Here is a 22,771-nt window from a genome sequence, read left to right as displayed (position 1 = left end):
TCAGTGTGTCCGGGTCCGTCAGCTTGCGCCAGCCGGTCGAACGCGTCCTCGATGAGGGGTGAGCGGGCGAGACCGTCAACCACCCATGCGTAGTAGGCGCGTTGCGCTCCGACATTGCTGGACATGCCGTTCGACGCGGGGCCGGTGACGCCGACCGATGCCATGCCTTCACCCTCCATCACGGCGCGACCGAGTCGAACCCCGTGAACCCGCTCGGGTCGTGCCGCCCGAACGAGCCGTGCTCGAAGATGCCGTACCCGACCTCGCCGTCCAGCCGGAAGCGGGCCGCGTGGTCAGTGACGCCGTACGCGGCGACGGGGTGCGCGGCCGGATCGGCGAGGTCGTAGGTGCGGCGGTCAGTCCAGTCGCGGCCGCGCCAGATGCCGTGCTGCCAGTCACCGGCGGGCGGATAGCCGGCGCCGACGGCGAGCGGGGACGACGTCAGGACCTCCACGTCCAGTTCCAGCGGCTTGCGCGGGTCGCCGAGGTGGATCAGGGCGCGTTCGGGGTGCCGGGTGCCGGAGCGGTAGGTGATCTCCGGCTGGGGCCAGCCGAGTTGGCGGTCGCGGTGGCCGGGCCGTACCACGGTCGCATCGTTCAGCGTGCGGTAGCCGTCGGCGTCCTCCTGCACGATCACCATCAGGAACCGGTCGTCGAAGCGGACCGGGCACCACACCCAGTGGAAGCCCTCGGTCGGGTACTCCTCGGCGAACCGCCCGCCGTCCTCACCGGGGATCGGCCGCACTCCCCAGCTGCGGTCCCGGGTGCCGGTCCACTCACCGGCCCTGAGGCGGATCTCCCGGCCGCCGGCCCGGATCCAGCCGACGCATCGGCCCGCCTGCACGAACCGTTTGCCCTCCAGAGTGAGCCGGCTGCCGCGCCGCTGCTGGTGGTGCGGTTCCCACAGCGCCGGGAAGTCCGCCGACCAGTGGATCTCGTACGACAGTGCGTCCGGGTCGCCCGGGTCGGCGGCGCAGCTCAGCACGTACTCCCGCAGCGGGTGCTCGACATGGGTGCGCAGCGGTCCGACCGCGAGGCGCATCCGGTCGTCGCCGAGGGCGTCGGACGCGCGGACGGCGTGCAGGGTGTCGCCGATGCGCAGGGTGGCGTACGCGTCGATCACCCCCGTGTTGGGGTACACCCCGAGCCCGGTGATCAGTAGCGCCCGGCCCTGGTGGTCGAGGACGTGGAAGATGCTGCGGTCATAGGCGTTCCGGTCCCCGGTCGCGACGTGCTTCATCGACAGGGGCACCTGGTGGACCGGGTAGTCGTCGAGCGGCACCGGACGGTCTTCGAGCACGGCAAACCTCCCTGAACACAGTGCAGTTGACCGTACGTCAGGGACACGCCGACGGACAGACACGGAACAGGACCGGTCCGAGACAGGGGCGGGTCGGCCACCGAGGCACGGACCCAGGACGGTCTACGAACCCACGCTCGATTCCCCGGCCGGGTGACCTGTCCGCATACCGCAGCGTTGCCCAGGTATGACCCCCACCTCTTCCACGACCGGGCGTCAGTTCCGCGTATTCGTTCCCCGGTACGCAGCATCGCTTCCGCGCGTCGAGCGCCCCCCGCGGGCCCCGGCCCCGCCCCCGCAACCGCTCCCCGACCCGCCCATCTACCGCGACCTGATGCGCACCTGGGCCCACCGCGGCCGCACGCTGCCGGGGCGCCACGACCCGGAGTGGATCCGGCTGGCGGCGCCCCTGGTCAGGCGGGGTCAGTTCAGTGGGACTCCGGACCCGCGAGGTGACGGGCGATGACCATCCGCTGGATCTGGTTGGTGCCCTCGACGATCTGGAGGACCTTGGCCTCGCGCATGTAGCGCTCGACCGGGAAGTCGGCCGTGTAGCCGTAGCCGCCGAGGATCTGGACGGCGTCCGTGGTGACCTTCATGGCGGCGTCGGTGCAGTGCAGCTTGGCCATGGCCGCCTGCCGGGCGAAGGGCCGCCCGGCGTCGCGCAGCCGGGCCGCCGCGAGGTACAGCGCGCGGCCCGCCTCGATCTGCGTCGCCATGTCGGCCAGCATGAAGCGCAGCCCCTGGAAGTCGGCGATCGGCCGCCCGAACTGCCGGCGCTCGGTGGCGTACCCCACCGCCTCGTCGAGCGCCGCCTGGGCCAGGCCGATCGCGCAGGCCGCGATGCCGAGCCGCCCCGAGTCGAGCGCGGACAGGGCGATCGCGAAACCCTGCCCCTCCTCGCCGATACGCCGGGCGTCGGGGACCCGCACGCCGTCGAAGTGGACCTGGGCGGTGGGCGAGCCCTTCATGCCCATCTTCTTCTCCGGCGCCGCCGCGCTCAGCCCCTCGGCGTCGCCGGGCACCAGGAAGGCGGTGATTCCGCGCGGGCCCTCCTCGCCGGTGCGGGCCATGACGGTGTAGAAGTCGGCGACGCCGCCATGCGTGATCCACGCCTTGGTACCGGTGATCACCCAGTCGTCACCGTCCCGGACGGCCTTGGTGCGCAGCGAGGCCGCGTCGGAGCCGGACGCCGGCTCGGACAGGCAGTACGCGCCGAGCAGGCCGCCGCCGAGCATCGCGGGCAGGTGCTCGACCTGCTGCTCCTTGGTGCCGTAGGTGGCGAGGGCGTAGGAGGCGAGGGTGTGCACGCTGACGCCGAGGCCGACCGTCAGCCGGGCCGCGGCGAGCTCTTCGAGGGCCTGGAGGTAGACCTCGTACGGCTGGTCGCCGCCGCCGTACTCGACGTCGTAGGGCAGGCCGAGCAGCCCCGACCGGGAGAGCAGGGTGAAGACGTCGCGCGGGAAACGTCCGGCGTCCTCCTCATCGGCCGCGTGCGGGGCGATCTCGCGCTGCGCGATGTCGCGGACGAGCGAGATCAGATCCCGGGCCTCGTCCGTGGGCAGTAGTCGGTCCACCGGCTGCGGGGCGCGGTCGGGCATGGCGACGCTCTCCTCCCTTTCGGGCGCGGCGGCGGACCTACGCCATGGGTGGGCGGCTCCGCCGGGTGTCTCACTGCTGCTGCCGATGCTCCTGCTTCCGGGTCACGAAAGCTGCTGACCAGCGGCTGCGCGCTGTGAGTATGCCCGATCGGAGGCAGCGAGTCACCGGTTAACGACCGCTCACTTCAAGAATTCCCCGTCCGCGGAAATTGGTCCGCACCATTGACCCAACTGGTCTAGTCCTCCTACTGTGACGGATCACCAGCGATTCATCGCGTTCATGCCAATCGGCAGTCCCCCTCTCCCCCACGAGGAGACACCCGATGCACCTTCGCCTCCGTCCCCGCGTCCGGTTCCGGGCGCTCGTCGCCGCGGCCTGCTCCGCCGCCCTCGGCGCCGGCCTCCTCACCGGCATCGGCACCGCCACGGCCGCCCCTGCGCCAAAGAAGCCCGCCGCGCAGGCGGCCACCGGTTCCAAGGTCGTCGGCTACTTCACCGAATGGGGCACCTACGACCGCAAGTACCTGGTCAAGAACATCGAGACCTCCGGCTCCGGCGCCAAGCTCACCCACATCAACTACGCCTTCGGCAACGTCACCGGCGGCAAGTGCGCGATGGGCGACGCCTACGCCGCCACCGACCGCACCTACACCGCCGCCGAGTCGGTGGACGGCGTCGCGGACACCTGGGACCAGCCACTGCGCGGCACCTTCAACCAGCTGCGCGAGCTGAAGAAGAAGCACCCGAACCTCAAGATCCTGTGGTCGTTCGGCGGCTGGACCTGGTCGGCCGGCTTCGGCGAGGCCGCGCGCAACCCGGCCGCGTTCGCCCAGTCCTGCTACGACCTGGTCGAGAACTCCAGGTGGGCGGACGTCTTCGACGGCATCGACATCGACTGGGAGTACCCGAACGCCTGCGGCGCCACCTGCGACACCAGCGGCCGGGCGGCGTTCAAGAACCTGATGGCGGCCGTCCGGGCCAAGTTCGGCTCCGGCAACCTGGTCACCGCCGCGATCACCGCCGACGCCACCCCCGGCGGCAGGATCGACGCCGCGGACTACGCGGGCGCCGCGCAGTACGTCGACTGGTACAACCCGATGACGTACGACTTCTTCGGCGCCTGGGACGCCACCGGCCCGACCGCGCCGCACTCGCCACTGACCTCCTACTCCGGCATCCCGAACGCGAACCTCCACACCTCGGCGACCATCGCCAAGCTCAAGAGCCTCGGCATCCCGGCCTCGAAGCTGCTGCTCGGCATCGGCTTCTACGGCCGCGGCTGGACCGGCGTCACCCAGTCGGCGCCCGGCGGCACGGCGACCGGACCGGCGGACGGGACCTGGGAGGACGGCATCGAGGACTACAAGGTGCTGAAGACCAAGTGCCCGGCGAACGGCACGGTGGGCGGCACCGCGTACGCCAAGTGCGGGAACAACTGGTGGAGTTACGACACCCCCGCGACGATCGCGACCAAGATGACGTACAAGAACCAGCAGGGCCTGGGCGGCACGTTCTTCTGGGAGCTGAGCGGGGACACCGCGAACGGTGAGCTGATCAAGGCGATCCGGTAGCCGCGACAGGGGCGGAGGTTCATCCGGACCTCCGCCCCTTTGTCATGCCTCCCGGCGGGCGGGCTCCGGGGCCGGGTACGAGGGGTCCAGCTCCTCGATCGCCCGCAGGGCGCCGCCGAGGGTCTTCACCAGTAGCTCGCACATGGTGTCGCGGCTGAGTTCGGGGCGGTCGATCCAGTCGAGCGTGGCGCCCTCGACGCCGCACACCCAGCCGAGCAGGCCCATGCGGGCGAGCGGGGCGATGTGCCGTCGGCCGTACGCCCCTTCGGCGATGGTCGTGACGATCGCCTCGCGCACCTCGTCCCGGATGGCCTGCACCTCGGTGTCGAAGCCGACGCCGCCGCTGACGATCGTGCGGTACGCGGCGTGGTGGTGCTCGGCGTAGCGCAGATAGCCGTCGATCGTGCGGTGCACCCGGTCCACGGGCGCGAGTTCCAGACCGCCGGCCGCGAAGGTGACCAGGTCGGCGACGGAGTCCTGGACAATGGCCAGGTAGTAGCCGCGCTTGGACTGGAAGTAGTAGTAGATCAGCCCCTTGGCGACATGGGCCTGCCGGGCGATGTCGTCCATCGAGAGCGCGTCGTAGGACGTGTCGGCGAACAACCTCCGCCCGATGGCGATGAGTTCGGCGCGGCGTGCCGCCGAACGCTCGGTGCCGCGCGCCCGTGGCCGGGCGGCGCCGCGCTGGTGACTGATATTCAATTTCGACCCTGGTTCCAACGGGCGGCGGGACATCCGCAGTATGGCAGGTCGGCCCGTCCGTCAGGTCACAGCAGTCCCAGCTGTGTCACCAGCATCGCCAGCACCACGACGAGGGTCCAGCCCATGATGTGTTCGACGATCTTCGGGCCGTCGTCCTTGGGGCCGCCGGTTCGGACACGGGCGGCGGTGGCTGACTGTGCGGTCATGGTCTCTCACTGGTGTGTCGTGCGTGCAGTGGACTCCCCCCACCGATCTGTCCACCTTGCCACCGGCAGCGGCTTTTGTGGCGGAGACGTTGGTCACAGCGGACGGCCCCCGGCACGGAGCCGGGGGCCGTCGGGGGCACGCTCACCGCTGGTTTCAGCGCACGCCCACCGCCGCGAGCGCCAGCCGCTGGCGGGCGGTCGGACGCGCCGGGAAGTACAGGTAGCAGACGCCGCCGGTGCCGGAGACGACCTTGCCGGAGGCGTTGTACCGCTTGGTCCTCAGCCAGATGTTCTCCCACTCGCGCCGGTCGTAGACCCGCCGCACCGCCTCGTTGCTCGGCGACGCCGGGTCGTTGGCGATCACGTCGCCGTCGGCGGTGAAGCCGATCACGGTCATCAGGTGGCCCGCGGTGCCGTACCCCGCGCCCGTCAGCTCCTTCTCCAGGAACGACTGGGACGTGATGGCCGGGATACCGGCCGCGATCAGCGTCTCCAGGTCGGTGAGCGAGCCGAGCCGGGTGACCACGCCCTGCAGGCCCTGGAACGTGGCCGCGTAGGCGGCGTTGAAGGGCCAGTTGCCGCATCCCGCGTACTGGTAGTCGTACGTGTACCGGGCCGCGTGGCACACCTGCGGGTCGGCGTAGCTCGGGTCGACCCAGGCCAGCTGCTCCTCGGTGAGCCGGCCGCCCCAGTACTCGATGATCATCTGCGAGGAGGTGGGGCTGCACCAGGCCTCGCCGCCGTTGTCGTACTCGGGGTACTGCCCCTTGTGAATTTCCTGTGAGTACCTCGGCACCAGCAGTTCTTTGCCGAGGCGGGGCGTGGAGGCCGGGACCGTGAAGCGGTCCGGGACGTCGGAGCCCATCGCGCCGAGCCGCCAGACCGTGGGGGTGAGCCGGGTGCCGGGCTTGCGGTAGAGGGTCAGCCGCAGCCGGTAGGAGGTGAGGCGCAGGCCCGACGCCGGGTCGTCGACGGCGAAGGTGTCCGTCCAGATCGTGCTCTTGCCGTCGGTCTGGTCGTCCACCGAGGTGCGCCTGATGTCCTGGTCGCCGGCCGCCCAGCGGCCCATGACGTACCAGGGCGTGTCGGTGCCGTCGGAGTAGGTGCCGCGCAGATCGACCTGGATCCAGGTGCCGGCCGGGGTGTGCGCGTTCCAGGAGGCGATCACCTCTGTGGCGGGGACGGCGAGCTTGTGGACCGGGGAGGTCCAGGTCGCGTACTCCCAGGGGGAGGACGTACCGGTGTGCGGGTCGGGGTAGGTGGTGGTGCCGGCCGGGCCGGCGATCACCACGCCGGGGCGGATGCCGGGGACGGCACGGGTGCCCTGGGCGGTGCCACCGCGCCAGTCGGCGTACGTCGTCCAGAAGCGGTTGTCGACCGGGCGGGCCGGCGCCTTGGCGGGGTCGGCCGCCACCGGGTCCTCGGTACGGGCGGACGGGGCGGCCACCGCCGGGCCCGCGCCACCCGCGACGGCGGCGGCGACCGCGGCGGCCAGCAGGGCTCTGCGGGACGGCTGTTCGGCTCTGCTCATGGGCGGATGACTCCCAGGGTCCGAGTCGGGGCAGGTCCAGTGCACGGATGTGTGCGCCAACTATGGCCGCACAAGGCCGCCACGGCCAGCACTTCGGGGCATGCCACGCCCGGCAATATTGGTCGGGACCACTGGCATGAGCTGGGAGATGATGGGGGGCGTGTCGCACTCGTACCGCCTCGCCCCGGCCACCGCGCTGTCCGGACTCGCCCGCCTGCTGCGCGGCCTCCCCCCGTCCTGCGGCCCCGTCCGGCTGATCGGCGTCGACGGGCACGCGGGCTCCGGAAAGACCACGTTCGCCGGGCAGTTGGCGAACGCGCTGGGCGGCGCGCCGGTGCTGCACCTCGACGACATCGCCAGCCACGACGAGCTGTTCGCATGGACCGACCGCCTGCTACGTCAGGTGATCGAGCCCCTCGGCCGGGGCGAGACCGCGCACTACGCCCCCTACGACTGGCGGGCCCGCCACTTCGGTCCGCCCCGCCCGCTGGCGCCCGCGCCGGTGATCCTTGTCGAGGGCGTCGGCGCCGGCCGGCGCGCCCTGCGCCCCCATCTGGCGCGACTGCTGTGGCTGGAGCTGCCGCACGAGGACGCCTGGGCGCGGGGGCAGTTGCGGGACGGGGAGGAGCAGCGCGAGTTCTGGGCCGGATGGGTTCAGGCGGAGCGGCGGCATTTCGCCGAGGACCCCTCGCGCCCCTTCGCCGACCTGCTGGTGCATCCGTTGCGCATGGGGTACGAGGTGCTGCCGGGACCCGCGGGATCGTCTGGTCCGGACCAGGATGTGACGGAGGGTGACGGGCCATCCGCAATGTGCTGAACGTGTGAAGACCCTTGCGGCTGAACTTGGCCGAGTGCTTCAACTCGGCTTGACCGGGGGGCCGTACAGGACTTACGTTCTCAATGTGCGACCGAATGAGGTCGCCGACAGACGCGAAGCCCCCGGTTGTTCCCCCGTGATCGGGGGCTTCGTTCTGTCCTCTTCACTTCCGCCGGGCGCTCCGAGGCGCGTTCCGCTCACCCTCGGTCACCACGCGCGCCGCGTCCCCTCCGCTCCCCACCTCGCCAAACGCCCCCCGCGGCACCCTACGGCGGGCACCGACCCGCGGGTACGATGCCCTCGGTGCGACCTGTGGACGGCTGCTCCGCGCACCGTCGCAACGCCGGTCCGCTGCACAGCGGTTCGACCAAAGTCGGCCGACGGGTGACGGCCCGGCGGCGAACCAGCGGGGGCACGGTTTGTGGGGGGACGTGATGGACTTCGGCACGCAGGGCCCCGAGGCCCCGGCCGACCTGGCCTGGCTGCGCGGCGTGGACGCCTACACCATGGGCGCGTATCCGCAGGCGGAGGAGGAGTTCCGGAGCGCGGTCCGGCTGGACCCGGGGATGGCCGACGGCTGGCTCGGGCTGCACGCGCTGCGGGTGGACACGACGACCGCGCTGCTGAGGATGTTCCGGCACCGGGACCGCTTCGGTGAACAGCGCACCCGGCACCGGCGCGCGCTCAACTCCTGGTACTGGCTGGGCTGGTGGGTGCAGCCCGTGCTGGAGAGCCCGCGCGACCTGCTGCTCGCGCACGCCTCGCACTGGCTGGACGGCCGCCACGTCCCCGAGCTGGATCGGGCCCTCGCGGGCCTGCCGCCCATCGACACCGACCCGCAGGTGCGCTTCCTGCACGCCTGCCGCGCCTATCTGGTCAAGGACTGGGAGCAGTTGGTACGGCACACCGACCCGCTGCTCGACGACCCCCTGCTCGGTATCGAGGCCGGTCTCTTCGGCGGTATGGCCCGGGTCCGGCTGGAGATGTACGGGCAGGCCGAGCCGCTGCTGTCGGCGGCCCTGATGCGCTGCCGCAGCGAACAGCCGCAGCGCAAGGAGCTGCGCTACTGGCTCGCCCGCGCCCACGAGGGCACCGGCCGCTCCGCCGCCGCTCTCCCCCTGTACCGGGCGGTGCACCGCGTCGACCCCGCCTTCATGGACACCTCCGCCCGGCTCGCGGCGATCGCCGAGGGCGACGGATACGACGACTCCGCCGACCTCGCCTCGATCGCGCTCACCGGCGCCGGGCAGGACAGTGTCGACGGCCCCGATGTGCTCGATCCGCTGTTCGGCACCGAGGGCCGGGACCTCAGACTGTCCGACCTGGCCCCGCCCACCGGTCCGCCCCCGTCGGTCACCGATCCGGCGGTGCGGGAGAAGACGGTGGTGCCCTCTCCGCCGCTGCCCGCCGGTCCCACCGACCCCGCGTTACTTGAGGAGGCGCTCGCCGAGCTTGAGCGCATGGTGGGCCTGGAGCCGGTGAAACGCCAGGTCAAGGCCCTGTCCGCCCAGTTGAACATGGCCCGGCTGCGAGCCGGTCAGGGCCTGCCGGTGCAGCCGCCCAAGCGGCACTTCGTCTTCTCCGGCCCGTCCGGCACCGGGAAAACCACGGTCGCCCGCATCCTGGGCCGGGTCTTCTACGCCCTCGGGCTGCTCGGCGGCGACCATCTCGTGGAGGCCCAGCGGGCGGACCTGGTCGGCGAGTATCTCGGGCAGACCGCCGTGAAGGCCAACGAGCTGATCGACTCCGCGCTCGGCGGCGTGCTGTTCGTCGACGAGGCGTACTCGCTGTCCAACTCGGGCTACGGCAAGGGCGACGCATACGGCGACGAGGCGCTGCAGGTGTTGCTGAAGCGGGCCGAGGACAACCGGGACCACCTGGTGGTGATCCTGGCCGGCTACCCGGAGGGCATGGACCGCCTCCTCGCCGCGAATCCCGGCCTGTCCTCCCGCTTCACCACCCGCGTGGACTTCCCCTCGTACCGGCCGCTCGAACTCACCGCGATCGGTGAGGTGCTGGCCGCCGAGAACGGCGACGTGTGGGACGCGGAGTCGCTGGACGAGCTGCGCTCGATCGCGGGGCATGTGGTCGATCAGGGGTGGATCGACGAGCTGGGCAACGGGCGGTTCCTGCGCACGCTGTACGAGAAGAGCTGTGCGTACCGGGACCTGCGGTTGTCGACCTGTCCGGGGGTGCTGTCGCGGGAGGACCTGTCGACGCTGCGGTTGCCGGATCTGATGCAGGCGTACGGCGAGGTGCTGTCGGGGCGGGGGCCGCAGGATCCGTCGGCCATGTGACGGATCCCGCGGCCCCGGCCTTCAGCCCGCCAGTACTTCCTCGCCCGAGCGGGGCTCGGACACCGCGGCTGCGGGAGGCGTGTCCCGGTGCGCCGGGTCCCGTACCTCACCGACCAGCAGCTCCAGTACGTCCTCCAGCGCGACCAGTCCCAGCACCCGCCCGGAGCCGTCCGCCACCTGCGCCAGGTGGGTCGCGGCGCGGCGCATGACGGTGAGCGCGTCGTCCAGGGGCAGCTCGGACCTGAGCGTCGTCATGGGCCGCCACAGATGCTGCGGAACGGCCCGCTCGGACTCCTGGAGATCGAGTACGTCCTTCACGTGCAGATAGCCCATGAAGGCCCCGTTCTCCGCGGCCACCGGAAAGCGGGAGTACCCGGTGCGGGCGGTCAGCTCGATGATCCGGCCGGGCGTCACCGAGGGGCTGACCGTGATCAGCGACTCGCGCTTGAGGAGCACGTCGGTGACCGGGCGGGAGCCCAGCTCCAGCGCGTCCTCCAGGCGTTCGGCCTCCTCGGGGTCGAGCAGGCCGGCCTGTCCCGCGTCCTCCACGAGCCGGTTGAGCTGCTCGCTGGTGAACACGGCCTCGACCTCGTCCTTGGGCTCGACCCGGAACACCCGCAGCACACCTTGGGCGCAGGCGCCCAGGGCGACCGTGATCGGCCGGCAGAGGCGGGCGAAGGCGACCAGTCCGGGGCTCAGCCACAGCGCGGCCTTCTCCGGTGCCGCCATCGCCAGGTTCTTCGGCACCATCTCGCCGATGACGAGGTGGAAGAAGACGACCGTGGCGAGGGCGATGACATAGCCGAGCGGGTGGACCAGCCCGTGCGGCAGGTGGATCCATGAGAAGAACGGCTCCAGCAGATGCGCCACCGTCGGCTCGGCGACCGCGCCCAGGGTCAGTGAGCAGATCGTGATGCCGAACTGGGCGGCGGCCATCATCTGCGGCAGCCGTTCCAGGCCGTAGAGGACCTGGCGGGCCCGGGCAGTGCCGAGCGGTTCGATCTGGCTGCGGCGGACCGAGACCAGCGCGAACTCGGCGCCGACGAAGAAGCCGTTGGCGAGCACGAGCAGCGCCGCGAACATGAGTTGGAGCACGCTCATCGCACGGCCTCCCGGACGGGGGCGGTGCGCACGAGGCGTACCCGCTCGGCGCGGTAGTGCCCGACCTGGCGCACGGCCAGCCGCCAGCCGGGCAGCTCGGCGCGGTCGCCGACGGCCGGGATCCGGCCGAGCAGGTCGGCGACCAGGCCGGCGACCGTCTCGTACGGGCCCTCGGGCACGTCGAGGCCTATGCGCCGCAGGGTGTCGACCCGGCAGCTGCCGTCGGCGTCCCAGGCGGGGCGGCCGTCCTCCGGCGGGGCGGAGGTCAGTTCGGGCAGGTCGTGACCGTCGTGCTCGTCACGGACCTCGCCGACGATCTCCTCGACGATGTCCTCCAGCGTGACGACACCGGCCGTGCCGCCGTACTCGTCGACGACGACGGCGATCGGCTGCTCGCTGCGCAACCGGGCGAGCAGCGGCCGTACCGGCAGCGTCTCGGGGACCAGCAGCGGCGGCTTGGCGATCCGGCCGACGGGGGTGCGCAGCCGCTCCGGTGCGGCGACGGCCAGCGCGTCCTTGAGGTGGACCATGCCGACTATCTCGTCGATCCGCTCGCGGTAGACCGGGAAGCGGGACAGGCCGGTGGCGCGGGTCAGGTTGACCACGTCCTCGGCGGTCGCCGTGGACTGCAGGGCGCTCACCTTCACGCGCGGGGTCATGACGTGCTGCGCGGTCAGCTCGCCGAGCGACAGCGTGCGCACGAACAGGTCCGCCGTGTCCTGCTCCAGCGCACCGGCGCGTGCGGAGTGCCGGGCCAGGGAGACGAGTTCGTCGGGGGTGCGGGCGGAGGCCAGCTCCTCGGTGGGCTCGACGCCCAGCGTGCGGACCAGACGGTTGGCTACGGCGTTCAGACCGGCGATCACCGGCCTGAACAGGCGTGCGAACAGATGCTGCGGACCGGCGACGAAGCGCGCGACCTGCAAGGGGCGGGACACCGCCCAGTTCTTGGGGACGAGTTCACCGACCACCATCTGCACGGCGGAAGCCAGCAGCATGCCGAGGGCCACGGCCACCCCGGACACCGCGCCGTCGGGGATGCCGACGGCCGTGAGGGGGCCGTCCAGCAGCTGGGCGAGGGCCGGTTCGGCGAGCATGCCGACGACCAGGGAGGTGATGGTGATGCCGAGCTGGGTGCCGGAGAGCTGGAACGACAGCTCCTTCAGCGACTCGACGACCCGGCGGGCCCGTCGGTCGCCGTCGGCGGCGGCCTTCTCGGCGTCCGGGCGATCGACCGTCACTAGGCCGAACTCGGCCGCGACGAAGAAGCCGTTGGCGAGGATGAGCAGGAATGCGGCTGCGAGCAGCAGCAGGGGGATGGTCATGATGCCGCCGCCTCCGCGCTATGTCGGCAGGGGGCGGCGCAGGTACTACAGGACGATCCGTCCATCGCCGGAGAGGGTCACTCCTCGGGTAGCAGGAACCCCTGTGCGCCGGCCGGCACAACAGGGGCGGAGGCGTCACGGACAACGCCTCCGCCAACAGATTAATCAAGACACCGGCCGGTACGGCAGGGTGAACGGGCCCGAGTCAGTCCCGAGGTCCACCGGAACGGGCCTCGACCAGCGCCCGCAGGGTGCGCGCGTCGGCGATGGCCTGCGCCTTGGCGATACCGGGCTGGATGCCGATCGCGGCCAGGCTGGTGCCGTCGCTGAGGTCCAGGAACACCCACGGGTCGCCGACCCGCAGATGCACCTGCACGATCTGCGCCCACTCCAGCCGGCGGGTGCTGGCGAAGTTCACCACGGTGACGCCGGTCTCGTCGGCGACGACCTTCGGGCGCGCCAGCAGCAGCGCCACGGCCGACAGCATGGCCGCCGTGAAAACGAAGCTGAGCCGCTCACCGGGGCCGAGCCGGTCCAGCAGCAGTGCGATCGTCGAGACGACGACGAAGACCGCGCCGGCCGCGGAGAGCAGGACGGCGCGAGTGCGGCCCGGCCGGAAGGTGACGGGCAGCGTGGGCAGGTCCGACATCGGTGCGGGTGTCCCTCAGAGGCGGCAGGCGTGGATGGCGGTGGTCAGGATGGCCCGGGCGCCGATGTCGTACAGGTCGTCCATGATCCGCTGGGCGTCCTCGGCGGGCACCATCGCGCGGACGGCGACCCAGCCCTCGTTGTGCAGCGGGGAGACCGTGGGACCCTCCAGGCCCGGGGTGATGGCGACGGCCGCTTCCAGGTGCTCGGCGCGGATGTCGTAGTCCATCATCACGTACGTCCGTGCCACCAGGACGCCCTGGAGCCGGCGCAGGAACTGCTGCACCTTGGTCTCCTCGCCGTCCGCGCCGGTACGGCGGATGACGACGGCCTCCGACTTCATGATCGGCTCGCCGACGACCTCCAGGCCCGCGTTGCGCAGGGAGGTGCCGGTCTCGACGACGTCGGCGATGACCTGGGCGACGCCGAGCTGGATGGCGGTCTCGACGGCGCCGTCGAGGTGGACGACGGAGGCGTCGATGCCGTTGTCGGCGAGGTGCTTGGCGACGATGCCCTCGTAGGAGGTGGCGACCGTCTTGCCGTTCAGGTCGGCCAGGTCGTCGCCGACGGTGCCCGGCTTGGTGGCGAAGCGGAAGGTGGAGCGGGCGAAGCCGAGCGGCAGGATCTCCTCGGCGTTGGCGCCGGAGTCGATCAGCAGGTCTCGGCCGGTGATGCCGATGTCGAGCTGCCCGGAGGCGACGTAGATCGCGATGTCGCGGGGGCGGAGGTAGAAGAACTCGACGTCGTTCGCCGGGTCGACGATCCGCAGTTCCTTGGACTCGCGGCGCTGCTGGTAGCCGGCCTCATGCAGCATGTCCGCCGCAGGGCCGGAGAGGGAACCCTTGTTGGGGACGGCGATGCGCAGCATGAGGTCGGCTTCCTTTGTGTGAAGGGGTGTTCTTGTGCGGCGTGTGGTTCACAGGTGGGCGTAGACGTCGTCGAGGGAGATCCCGCGCGCGACCATCATCACCTGGACGTGGTACAGCAGCTGCGAGATCTCCTCGGCGGCCGCCTCCTTGCCCTCGTACTCGGCGGCCATCCAGACCTCGGCGGCCTCCTCGACGACCTTCTTGCCGATGGCATGGACGCCCTTCTCGACCAGTTCGGCGGTGCGGGAAGTGGCGGGGTCGCCGTGGGCGGCCTTGTGCTGGAGCTCGGTGAAGAGCTCCTCGAACGTCTTCTTGGACATGGTGGCGCCCACTTTACGCGGTGTGCCGGCCCACCTAACGCCATGGTTCGGATACTGAGCGGAGGGTGGCCGCGGTCGCCACCGCCGCCGTCACCGCCTCGTGCCCCTTGTCCTCGCTGGAGCCGTCCAGGCCGGCCCGGTCCAGGGCCTGCTCCTCGGTGTCGCAGGTGAGCACGCCGAAGCCGACGGGGACGCCGCTCTCGACGGAGACCTGGGTGAGGCCCTGGGTTACGCCCTGGCACACGTAGTCGAAGTGGGGGGTGCCGCCCCGGATGACGACGCCGAGGGCGACGATCGCGTCGTAGCCCCGTCCGGCGAGGACCTTGGCGACGACCGGCAGCTCCCAGCTGCCGGGGACCCGCAGGAGGGTCGGCTCGTCGATGCCCAGGTCGTGCAGGGCGCGCAGGGCGCCGTTGACCAGACCGTCCATCACCTTCTCGTGCCACTGCGCCGCGATGACGGCGACCCGCAGGTCACCCACGTTGCGTACGGACAACTCCGGTGCGCCCTTGCCGCTCACGTTCTCGTGTCTCCTCGGTGTGCTCTTACTGGGTGCTGCAGGTGGACACGGGGGCCGTGTCCAGCCAGGGCAGATCGTGACCCATCCGGTCCCGCTTGGTGCGCAGGTAGCGGAGGTTGTGCTCGCCCGCGGTCACGGGCATCGGCTCGCGCTCGGTGACCTCGATGCCGTGCCGGACGAGCGCTTCGGTCTTCTCGGGGTTGTTGGTCATCAGGCGGACGCTGTGCACGCCGAGGTCGGCGAGGATCTGCGCGCCGGCCGCGTAGTCGCGGGCGTCGGCGGGCAGACCCAGCTCCAGGTTGGCGTCGAGGGTGTCCCGGCCGCGCTCCTGGAGCTCGTACGCCCGGAGCTTGGACAGCAGGCCGATGCCGCGGCCCTCGTGTCCGCGCAGGTAGACCACCACGCCCCGGCCCTCGGCGTGGATGCGCTCCAGGGACGACTCCAGCTGGGGGCCGCAGTCGCAGCGCAGGGAGTGGAAGACGTCGCCGGTGAGGCATTCGGAGTGGACGCGGACCAGGACGTCCTTGCCGTCGCCGATCTCGCCGTGCACGAGGGCGACGTGCTCGACGCCGTCGACGGTGGAGCGGTAGCCGTACGCCGTGAAGGTGCCGTGGGCGGTGGGGAGCCGGGTCTCGGCCTCGCGGCGGACGGTGGGCTCCGAGCTGCGGCGGTAGGCGATCAGGTCCTCGATGGAGATGATCGTCAGGCCGTGCTTGCGGGCGAACGGGATCAGCTCGGGCAGGCGCAGCATCTGGCCGTCCTCGCCGGCGATCTCGACGATGGCGCCGGCCGGGCGCAGGCCCGCGAGGCGGGCGAGGTCGACGGCGGCCTCGGTGTGGCCGTTGCGGGTGAGGACGCCGCCGGGCTTGGCGCGCAGCGGGAAGATGTGGCCGGGACGGACGAAGTCCACGGGCTCGGCGGTGCCGCTCGCGAGCAGTCGCAGCGTCGTCGCCCGGTCGGAGGCCGAGATGCCGGTGGTCACACCGTGCGCGGCGGAGGCGTCCACGGAGACGGTGAACGCGGTCCGCATCGACTCGGTGTTGTCCTCGACCATCTGCGGGAGCCGCAGCCGGTCCAGTTCCTCGCCCTCCATGGGGGCGCAGATCAGGCCGCGGCACTCGCTCATCATGAACGCGACGATCTCGGGGGTCGCCTTCTCGGCGGCGACGACGAGGTCGCCCTCGTTCTCGCGGTCCTCGTCGTCGACGACCACGACGGGCCGGCCGGCCGCGATGTCGGCGATGGCCTGCTCCACGGGATCGAGGGTGAGGTCGTCGAAGTCTTGGGTGCTGTACAGGACGGGGGCCGCGGTCATGCCGGTGCTCCTTCCAGGACGGGCCGCGTGTCCCTGCGGGAGCGCAGCCACCAGTCGCGCAGGCCCCACAGGACGAGCGCGCCGTAGATGACGTAGACGAAGCCGGAGAAGGCGAAGCCGTTGGCGAAGTTCAGCGGCACGCCGACCAGGTCGACGAGCAGCCAGGCGAACCAGAACTCGACCATGCCGCGCGCCTGGGCGTACATGGCGACGACCGTGCCGACGAAGATGTAGGCGTCCGGCCAGGGGTCCCAGGACAGGTTGGGGTACGCCTTGAAGAGCAGCGCCACCGCGACGGTGCCGGCGGCGGCCGCCGCGACCATCGCCCCACGCTCGCGCCAGGTGGCGAACCGTACGGCGATGTGGCCGTCCTCCGCCCGGCCCTTGCCGCGCTGCCACTGCCACCAGCCGTACAGGGCGACGAGCATGACGACCGCCTGCTTGCCGGCGCTGCCGGTCAGATGGCCGAAGAAGGCGCCGAAGAGGATAAGGCCGGCCAGGAACTGCACGGGCCAGGTCCAGATGGAGCGCCGCCAGCCGAGGGCGAGGGCGGCCAGTCCGAAGAGGTTGCCGACCATGTCCGACCAGAGGATGTGCTGCCCGAAGACGGTGAAGGCCTCGGAGTTCAGCCAGTTCACTGGGTGGCCCCCTGACCGGCCAGCAGCCGCTCCACGTACTTGGCGATGACGTCGACTTCGAGGTTGACCGGGTCGCCGGGCTGCTTGCGACCGAGGGTGGTCAGGGCGAGCGTGGTGGGGATCAGGCTGACGGTGAAGTAGTCGGGGCCGGCCTCGACGACCGTGAGGCTGATGCCGTCGACGGTGATGGAGCCCTTCTGCACGACATAGCGGGCGAGGTCCGCCGGGAGCGAGATCTTCACGATCTCCCAGTGCTCGGACGGGGTGCGCTCCAGGACGGTGCCGGTGCCGTCGACATGGCCCTGCACGATGTGGCCACCGAGGCGGGCGCCGACGGCCGTGGGGCGTTCGAGGTTGACGCGGGAGCCGACGGTGAGGACGCCCAGGCTGGAGCGCTTGAGGGTCTCGGCCATGACGTCGGCGGTGAACTCGTCGCCCTCGTGGTCGACGACGGTGAGACAGACACCGTTGACGGCGATGGAGTCGCCGTGCTGCGCCCCCTGGGTGACGACGGGGCCGCGCAGTCGGAAGCGGGAGGCGTCGCCGAGGTTCTCGACGGCGGTGACCTCGCCCAGCTCTTCGACGATTCCGGTGAACACTTCCCGGGTCCTCCTGCCTCTTCGGGCACGGACTCCGGGGCTGTCACGACGACAGATGTACGAGCGAGGACACCGGGAGCGACGCCGGACGGACTCGTCCCCAGACGGGACGATCACAGTCGGCGGCGCGCACGAATGCCCGCTCGCCGCGCACTGCCTCCCATCCGGACTTTAACCGTCGGTCCAGGAATTTCACCTGGTCAACCGGCCGCTGGAGGCGACCGGGTCGCGGACTGTAACCGCCGGTTCGGACTTTCACCGACCCCGGAGTGCGCTGCTTCTGGTACACGGCCAGTGTGCCACGACCGATCGACATCCATACGTGCGGGCCATGTGGAGTGGCTCACAGGCCGCGTCACCGGCCTTCTCGGGTGGGCCGAACCGGCCCCAACTACCGCACACCCACGCCCGCTTGAATTGGTCCATACCTATTGACGCACTGGTCTAGTCCTCTCTAGGGTCTGCGCAACTCCGTGGAGAGGAACCGACCGTGCTGTCCCCCTCACGTCACAGATCCAGATCCGCCCTGCTCACGGCCGCCGGGGCCGTCGCGGGCCTGGTCCTCGCCGGTCTCCCGGCCACCGTCTCGCACGCCGCCGACCAGGAGTCCTGCCGCCCCGACGGGCTCTACCGGACGCCCGGCGTGGACGTCCCGTACTGCTCGGTCTACGACTCGGCCGGCCGGGAGAAGATGGGCGCCGACCACCAGCGCCGGGTGATCGGCTACTTCACCGGCTGGCGCACCGGCAAGGACGGCACGCCCGCCTATCTGGCCTCGGACATCCCGTGGGACAAGGTCACCCACATCAACTACGCCTTCGCGCACATCGACGGCGGCAACAAGATCTCCGTGGGCACGGACGGCGCCACGAATCCGGCGACCGGAATGACCTGGCCCGGTGTCACCGGCGCCGAAATGGACCCGGCACTCCCCTACAAGGGCCACTTCAACCTGCTGAACAAATTCAAGAAACAGCACCCTGACGTCAAGACGCTGATTTCCGTGGGCGGTTGGGCCGAGACCGGCGGCTATTTCGACGACAACGGCACGCGGGTGAACTCCGGCGGCTTCTACTCGATGGCCACGAACGCCGACGGCTCGGTCAACCAGACCGGTATCGAGACCTTCGCGAATTCGGCGGTCGAGTTCATCAGGAAGTACGGCTTCAACGGCGTCGACATCGACTACGAGTACCCGACGACCATGAAGGACGCGGGCAACCCGCTCGACTGGTCGATCTCCAACGCCCGCCGGGCCGGGCTGGTCAAGGGCTACGCGGCCCTGATGAAGACCCTGCGGGAGAAACTCGACCGCGCGGGCGCGGCGGACGGCCGGCACTATCTGCTGACGGTGGCGGCGCCCTCCTCCGGATACCTGCTGCGCGGCATGGAGACCTTCCAGGTGCAGAAGTACCTGGACTACGTGAACATCATGTCGTACGACCTGCATGGCGCCTGGAACGAGTACGTCGGCCCGAACGCCTCGCTCTTCGACGACGGCAAGGACGCGGAACTCGCGGCGGCGGGCGTGTACTCCACGTCCCAGTACGGCGGTATCGGCTATCTGAACACCGACTGGGCGTACCACTACTTCCGTGGCTCGATGCCGGCCGGGCGGATCAATATCGGCCTGCCCTATTACACCCGGGGATTCAAGAACGTCACCGGCGGCACCGACGGCCTGTGGGGCAGGGCCCCGTCCACCGACTGCCCGGCCGGGTCCGGCCTGACCAAGTGCGGCGACGGCGCCACCGGCATCGACAACCTGTGGCACGACCTGGACACCAACGGCAAGGAGTCGCCGGCCGGTTCCAACCCGATGTGGCACGCCAAGAACCTGGAGAAGGGGATCGTCGGCGACTATGTCACGCGGTACGGCTTCCCGGCCGACACCCGGCTGACCGGGACGTACGCCCGGAAGTACGACGCCACGCTGGTCGCGCCCTGGCTGTGGAACGCCGAGAAGAAGGTGTTCCTGTCCACGGAGGACGAGCAGTCGGTGGCCGCCAAGGCCGACTACGTCGTGGACCGGGGCATCGGCGGCACGATGGTGTGGGAGCTGGCCGGTGACTACGCATGGAACGCGGCCGAGGGGCAGTATGAGCCGGGGTCGACGCTGACGACCCTGACGTACGAGAAGTTCAAGTCGGCCTCGCCGTACGGCGCGCAGCGCTCCACGGTCGAGCTGCCGGCCGAGGCGCTGGACATCGACGTGGAGTTCGGGCAGTTCCCGCTCGGCGACTCCAACTACCCGATCAGCCCCAAGCTGAAGATCACGAACCGGACGCAGACGACACTGCCGGGCGGTACGGAGTTCCGGTTCGACTACGCCACCTCGGCGCCCGGCAACGCCAAGGACCAGTCCGGGTGGGGGACTTCGGTGATCCGCAGCGACCACACCGGGGCGAACGTCGGCGGCCTCAGGGGCGACTACCACCGGGTCTCGCTGAAGCTGCCGAGCTGGCAGACGCTGGCGCCGGGTGCGTCGGTGGAGCTGGACTTTGTGTACTACCTGCCGGTGTCGACGCCGTCGAACTGGACGGTGACGTTCGGTGGGAAGACGTACGCGCTGGCCGGGGATCTGGCGCGGGGGACGACGGTGGTGGAGCCGGGGACGGCGACACCGACGCCCACGCCGACGCCGACCCCGACGGGCGGCACGGGGCAGTGCACGGCTCCGGCCTGGAACGCCGTGACGGAGTACGGCGGAGGCAGCACGGTGGCCCATCGTGGGCACTCGTGGAAGGCGCAGTGGTGGACGAAGGGCGAGGAGCCCGGCACCACCGGTGAGTGGGGGGTCTGGCAGGACCTCGGCGCCTGCTGACCCCGCCCAGGACGGGCCCGGCGGCGGTGACGACGGCCCTTGCCCGCCGCCGGGCCTTCCCAGGGCAGCCCCGCACGCACGCCGGGCCGGCCAGGGCTGCCCGGCACGCACGCCGGACCTCACCAGGGCCGCTCGGCACATCCGCCGGGCCGCACCAGAGCCGCCCGCACCCGCCGAGCCACACCAGCCGCCCGCACACCCGCCGGGCCTGCCAGGGCGGCCCACATGCACGCCGGGCCCCACCAGAGCCGCCCGGCACGCACGCCGCGCCTCACCAGAGCCGCCTGGCACATCCGCCGGGCCGCACCAGAGCCGCCCGCACCCGCCGAGCCACAGCAGCCGCCCGCACACCCACCGGGCCCCCGATGTGGTGAACGCATGACGATCGCTCCGGTGGTTGTCACATTCCACCGGGGCTACTCGGTCCGTGTTGGCGAAGGGCGCTCCCCGGGAGTGCACGGCGTGCGAAGGGGCTGAGCAGTATGACCACGATCCTGGTGACCGGCGGTACCGGAACCCTCGGCCGGTTCGTCACCGAGCGGCTGCGCGCGGACGGGCACGACGTGCGGGTGCTCAGCCGGCACGCCCAGCCGTACGCCGTCGACCTGCGCGAGGGCGGCACCGCACTCGACGCGGCCGTCGCGGGCGCGGACGCGATCGTGCACTGCGCGACCACGCCGCGCGGCGGTGACGAGGAGGCGGCGGCCCATCTCATCGCGGCGGCGCGGCGGGCCGGAGTGGGCCACCTGATCTACATCTCGATCGTCGGGGTCGACCGGGTGCCCCTCGGTTACTACAAGACGAAGCTCGCGGTGGAGCGGCTCGTAGAGGAGTCGGGGCTGGGCTGGACCGTGCTGCGCACGACCCAGTTCCACGATCTGCTCGTCCGGCTGTTCGACACCCTGGCCAGGCCGCCGGTCATGCTGCTGCCGGCCGGGCTGAAGGACCAGCCGATCGAGGTCGCCGAGGTCGCGGCACGGCTCGCGGAGCTGGCGGCGGGCGGACCGGCGGGGCGGGTCGAGGACATGGGCGGACCCGAGGTGCGGACGTTCGAGTCGCTGGCCCGCTCGTACCTGAGGGCCACGGGCCGCCGACGGCCGATCGTGAACGTACCGATGTGGGGGCAGACGTACCGCGCCTTCCGGACCGGCGGTCACCTCACGCCGCTGCGGGCCGTGGGGAAGGGCACGTTCGAGGAGTACCTGACGGTGCACATCGGTGGCCGGAGGACGTGACCCTACCGGCCAGGGGGTGTGAACAGCTCGTCCTGGGCCCGGTCCCGCGCGGTCAGCAACGCCCCGCGCAGTACGGCACCGCCGCCCAGGACACTCGCCCGCACCTCCGTGACCAGCGGTGACAGTCGCCGCACCCGCTCCTCGACCAGCCCGGCGAGCACCTCACCGCCGGCCTGCCCGACCTCGCCGCCGAGCACCACGCAGCCGGGGTCCAGGACGGCGACGACGGAGGCGACGCCGATGGCGAGGCGGTCGGCGAGCGCGTCGAGGAAGCGGGCGGCGGCCCCACCGGATGCCGCCGAGCCGCCGACGGCCCCGCGCACCAACTCCGCGGCGCCCAGTCCTCCCCCGTCCACCCCCACCCCGCACTCGCCCGCCAACCGCACGATCGCCCCCGCCGCGGCCAGCGAATGAAATCCCCCCGCGCAGTCCGTCGCCGACGGCAGCCCACCCGTCCCCGGCACCGGCAGAAACCCGATCTCCCCCGTCCCCCCGGACGCCCCCCGCCGCAGCGCCCCGTCCAGTACGACGGCCGCGCCCGCCCCCTGCCCCAGCCACAGCAGTACGAACGTGTCCCGGTCCCGCGCAGCCCCGTCCCGCTGTTCCGCCAGCGCCGCGAGGTTGGTCTCGTTCTCGACGATGACGCGCGCGTCGGGAAGACGTTCCTGAAGGGCCGCCACCAGCCGCCGGTGCCAGGCGGGAAGGCCTGAGGAGTCGCGCAGTTCCCCGGTCGCGGGGTCGATCAGACCGGGCGCCCCGATGCCGACGGTGTGCAGCCTGCCCCACGCTCGAACGCCCTCACGCGGGGGCGCCCCCACCGCCCCCGCCTCCTTCGCGGCCCGCTCCACCAGCGCCACCGCCTGCTCCACCGCGGGCCCGGTGCCCGTGTCGTCGCCGATCGGCACGGACGCCTCGGCGAGCACCCGGCCGAGCAGGTCGGACACGATCACGGAGACGCCCTCGGTGCGGACGTCGAGCGCGGCCAGGTACGCGCGGTCGGCGACGATGCCGTACAGCTTGGCGTTGGGCCCGCGCCGCTGCTCGCCCGCCTCGCCCACCACCGCGATCAGACCGGCGACGGACAGGCGTTCGACGAGGTCGGCGACCGTGGGCCGGGACAGGCCGGTCAACTGCTTCAGCTGCCCGGCCGTCAACGGCCCCTCCTGCTGCAACAGCCGCAGGGCGAGCCGGTCGTTGATGGCCCGGGCGGTGCTCGGTGATGCGGGCATGCCGTGATCCTTCCAGATGGACCGGTCCCACGCCCTCTATCTATCAGGCAGGGTCCCTGATAATTTACCGCCGAACGTGGTCGGCACCGGGATGGGACAAGGGGCGGGAAGATGAACCAAGGGGCG

The 22,771-nt window shown here is 71.3% G+C and carries 20 protein-coding genes and 1 riboswitch; of the genes, 5 read left to right on the top strand and 15 right to left on the bottom strand.

What is annotated here, in order from left to right; all coding sequences use genetic code 11:
- Positions 1-178: 178 nt before the first annotated feature.
- Positions 179-1,300: an Rv3169 family protein gene (locus SSP24_RS11690; protein WP_141309441.1), complete on the bottom strand. Its 1,122-nt coding sequence runs from the start codon at positions 1,298-1,300 to the stop codon at positions 179-181.
- A gap of 428 nt (positions 1,301-1,728) precedes the next feature.
- Entirely contained in the window at positions 1,729-2,901 is a 1,173-nt protein-coding gene (locus tag SSP24_RS11680) for an acyl-CoA dehydrogenase (protein ID WP_141309439.1), read from the bottom strand.
- A 323-nt stretch (positions 2,902-3,224) separates the two neighbouring features.
- Here SSP24_RS11680 and SSP24_RS11675 point away from each other — a divergent pair, with 323 nt between their 5' ends.
- Positions 3,225-4,472, top strand: coding sequence for a glycoside hydrolase family 18 protein (locus SSP24_RS11675; protein ID WP_141309438.1), 1,248 nt, complete (start codon positions 3,225-3,227; stop codon positions 4,470-4,472).
- Positions 4,473-4,514: 42 nt separating this feature from the next.
- Here the strand turns inward: SSP24_RS11675 and SSP24_RS11670 are convergent, their stop codons facing one another.
- The 3 genes from SSP24_RS11670 to SSP24_RS11660 all read right to left on the bottom strand — a co-directional run bounded on the left by SSP24_RS11670 (position 4,515) and on the right by SSP24_RS11660 (position 6,911).
- Positions 4,515-5,174 (bottom strand): TetR/AcrR family transcriptional regulator, encoded by a 660-nt coding sequence (locus SSP24_RS11670; RefSeq protein ID WP_141309437.1) that lies wholly within the window; start codon positions 5,172-5,174, stop codon positions 4,515-4,517.
- Between the two features lie 65 nt (positions 5,175-5,239).
- Positions 5,240-5,380 carry an SCO1431 family membrane protein gene (locus SSP24_RS11665; RefSeq protein WP_141309436.1) on the bottom strand — a complete coding sequence of 47 codons (141 nt, stop codon included), beginning with the start codon at positions 5,378-5,380 and terminating at the stop codon, positions 5,240-5,242.
- A 154-nt stretch (positions 5,381-5,534) separates the two neighbouring features.
- Entirely contained in the window at positions 5,535-6,911 is a 1,377-nt protein-coding gene (locus SSP24_RS11660; protein WP_141309435.1) for a C39 family peptidase, read from the bottom strand.
- 151 nt (positions 6,912-7,062) lie between these two features.
- On the opposite strand from SSP24_RS11660, the gene SSP24_RS11655 reads away from it, so the two are divergent.
- Together SSP24_RS11655 and SSP24_RS11650 are read left to right on the top strand one after the other, a co-directional pair.
- Entirely contained in the window at positions 7,063-7,728 is a 666-nt protein-coding gene (locus SSP24_RS11655; protein WP_373306813.1) for a uridine kinase family protein, read from the top strand.
- A 434-nt stretch (positions 7,729-8,162) separates the two neighbouring features.
- Positions 8,163-10,025 carry an AAA family ATPase gene (locus SSP24_RS11650; RefSeq protein ID WP_141309433.1) on the top strand — a complete coding sequence of 621 codons (1,863 nt, stop codon included), beginning with the start codon at positions 8,163-8,165 and terminating at the stop codon, positions 10,023-10,025.
- 21 nt (positions 10,026-10,046) lie between these two features.
- Here SSP24_RS11650 and SSP24_RS11645 read toward each other — a convergent pair whose 3' ends face one another.
- The 9 genes from SSP24_RS11645 to SSP24_RS11605 all read right to left on the bottom strand — a co-directional run bounded on the left by SSP24_RS11645 (position 10,047) and on the right by SSP24_RS11605 (position 17,357).
- On the bottom strand, positions 10,047-11,126 hold the full coding sequence (locus SSP24_RS11645; RefSeq protein WP_141309432.1) for a hemolysin family protein: 1,080 nt from the start codon (positions 11,124-11,126) through the stop codon (positions 10,047-10,049).
- Positions 11,123-12,448 (bottom strand): hemolysin family protein, encoded by a 1,326-nt coding sequence (locus SSP24_RS11640; protein WP_141309431.1) that lies wholly within the window; start codon positions 12,446-12,448, stop codon positions 11,123-11,125. Before SSP24_RS11640 ends, SSP24_RS11645 begins: the two co-directional genes overlap by 4 nt.
- Before the next feature lie 205 nt (positions 12,449-12,653).
- Positions 12,654-13,097: a PH domain-containing protein gene (locus tag SSP24_RS11635; RefSeq protein WP_141309430.1), complete on the bottom strand. Its 444-nt coding sequence runs from the start codon at positions 13,095-13,097 to the stop codon at positions 12,654-12,656.
- Between the two features lie 15 nt (positions 13,098-13,112).
- Positions 13,113-13,964, bottom strand: a complete 852-nt coding sequence (gene hisG, locus SSP24_RS11630; protein WP_141309429.1) for an ATP phosphoribosyltransferase — start codon at positions 13,962-13,964, stop codon at positions 13,113-13,115.
- A 48-nt stretch (positions 13,965-14,012) separates the two neighbouring features.
- A complete protein-coding gene (locus tag SSP24_RS11625; RefSeq protein ID WP_048458133.1) occupies positions 14,013-14,285 on the bottom strand; it encodes a phosphoribosyl-ATP diphosphatase in 273 nt (90 codons plus the stop codon).
- Between the two features lie 34 nt (positions 14,286-14,319).
- Positions 14,320-14,805, bottom strand: coding sequence for a 6,7-dimethyl-8-ribityllumazine synthase (gene ribH / locus SSP24_RS11620; protein ID WP_141309428.1), 486 nt, complete (start codon positions 14,803-14,805; stop codon positions 14,320-14,322).
- A gap of 25 nt (positions 14,806-14,830) precedes the next feature.
- Positions 14,831-16,120: a bifunctional 3,4-dihydroxy-2-butanone-4-phosphate synthase/GTP cyclohydrolase II gene (locus tag SSP24_RS11615; protein WP_141309427.1), complete on the bottom strand. Its 1,290-nt coding sequence runs from the start codon at positions 16,118-16,120 to the stop codon at positions 14,831-14,833.
- A complete protein-coding gene (locus SSP24_RS11610; protein ID WP_141309426.1) occupies positions 16,117-16,758 on the bottom strand; it encodes a nicotinamide mononucleotide transporter family protein in 642 nt (213 codons plus the stop codon). Before SSP24_RS11610 ends, SSP24_RS11615 begins: the two co-directional genes overlap by 4 nt.
- Complete coding sequence (locus SSP24_RS11605) at positions 16,755-17,357, bottom strand: riboflavin synthase (protein ID WP_141309425.1); 603 nt, start codon at positions 17,355-17,357, stop codon at positions 16,755-16,757. The genes SSP24_RS11610 and SSP24_RS11605 overlap by 4 nt, the downstream gene beginning before the upstream one ends.
- A gap of 146 nt (positions 17,358-17,503) precedes the next feature.
- Positions 17,504-17,634: riboswitch (FMN riboswitch) on the bottom strand.
- Positions 17,635-17,847: 213 nt separating this feature from the next.
- Between SSP24_RS11605 and SSP24_RS11600 the strand changes: the two genes are divergently transcribed.
- The gene (locus SSP24_RS11600; protein WP_141309424.1) at positions 17,848-20,181 is read left to right on the top strand and encodes a chitinase C-terminal domain-containing protein; all 2,334 of its coding nucleotides are present in this window, start codon (positions 17,848-17,850) and stop codon (positions 20,179-20,181) included.
- Positions 20,182-20,663: 482 nt separating this feature from the next.
- Positions 20,664-21,416: an SDR family oxidoreductase gene (locus SSP24_RS11595; RefSeq protein ID WP_141309423.1), complete on the top strand. Its 753-nt coding sequence runs from the start codon at positions 20,664-20,666 to the stop codon at positions 21,414-21,416.
- A 2-nt stretch (positions 21,417-21,418) separates the two neighbouring features.
- Here SSP24_RS11595 and SSP24_RS11590 read toward each other — a convergent pair whose 3' ends face one another.
- The gene (locus tag SSP24_RS11590; protein WP_141309422.1) at positions 21,419-22,645 is read right to left on the bottom strand and encodes an ROK family transcriptional regulator; all 1,227 of its coding nucleotides are present in this window, start codon (positions 22,643-22,645) and stop codon (positions 21,419-21,421) included.
- Between the last annotated feature and the right edge of the window lie 126 nt (positions 22,646-22,771).

Origin of the sequence: Streptomyces spinoverrucosus, assembly GCF_006539505.1 — a bacterium.
Taxonomy (GTDB): domain Bacteria; phylum Actinomycetota; class Actinomycetes; order Streptomycetales; family Streptomycetaceae; genus Streptomyces; species Streptomyces spinoverrucosus.
Note: the sequence above shows the minus strand (reverse complement) of the source record. Positions and strands in the feature narration are given on the sequence as shown.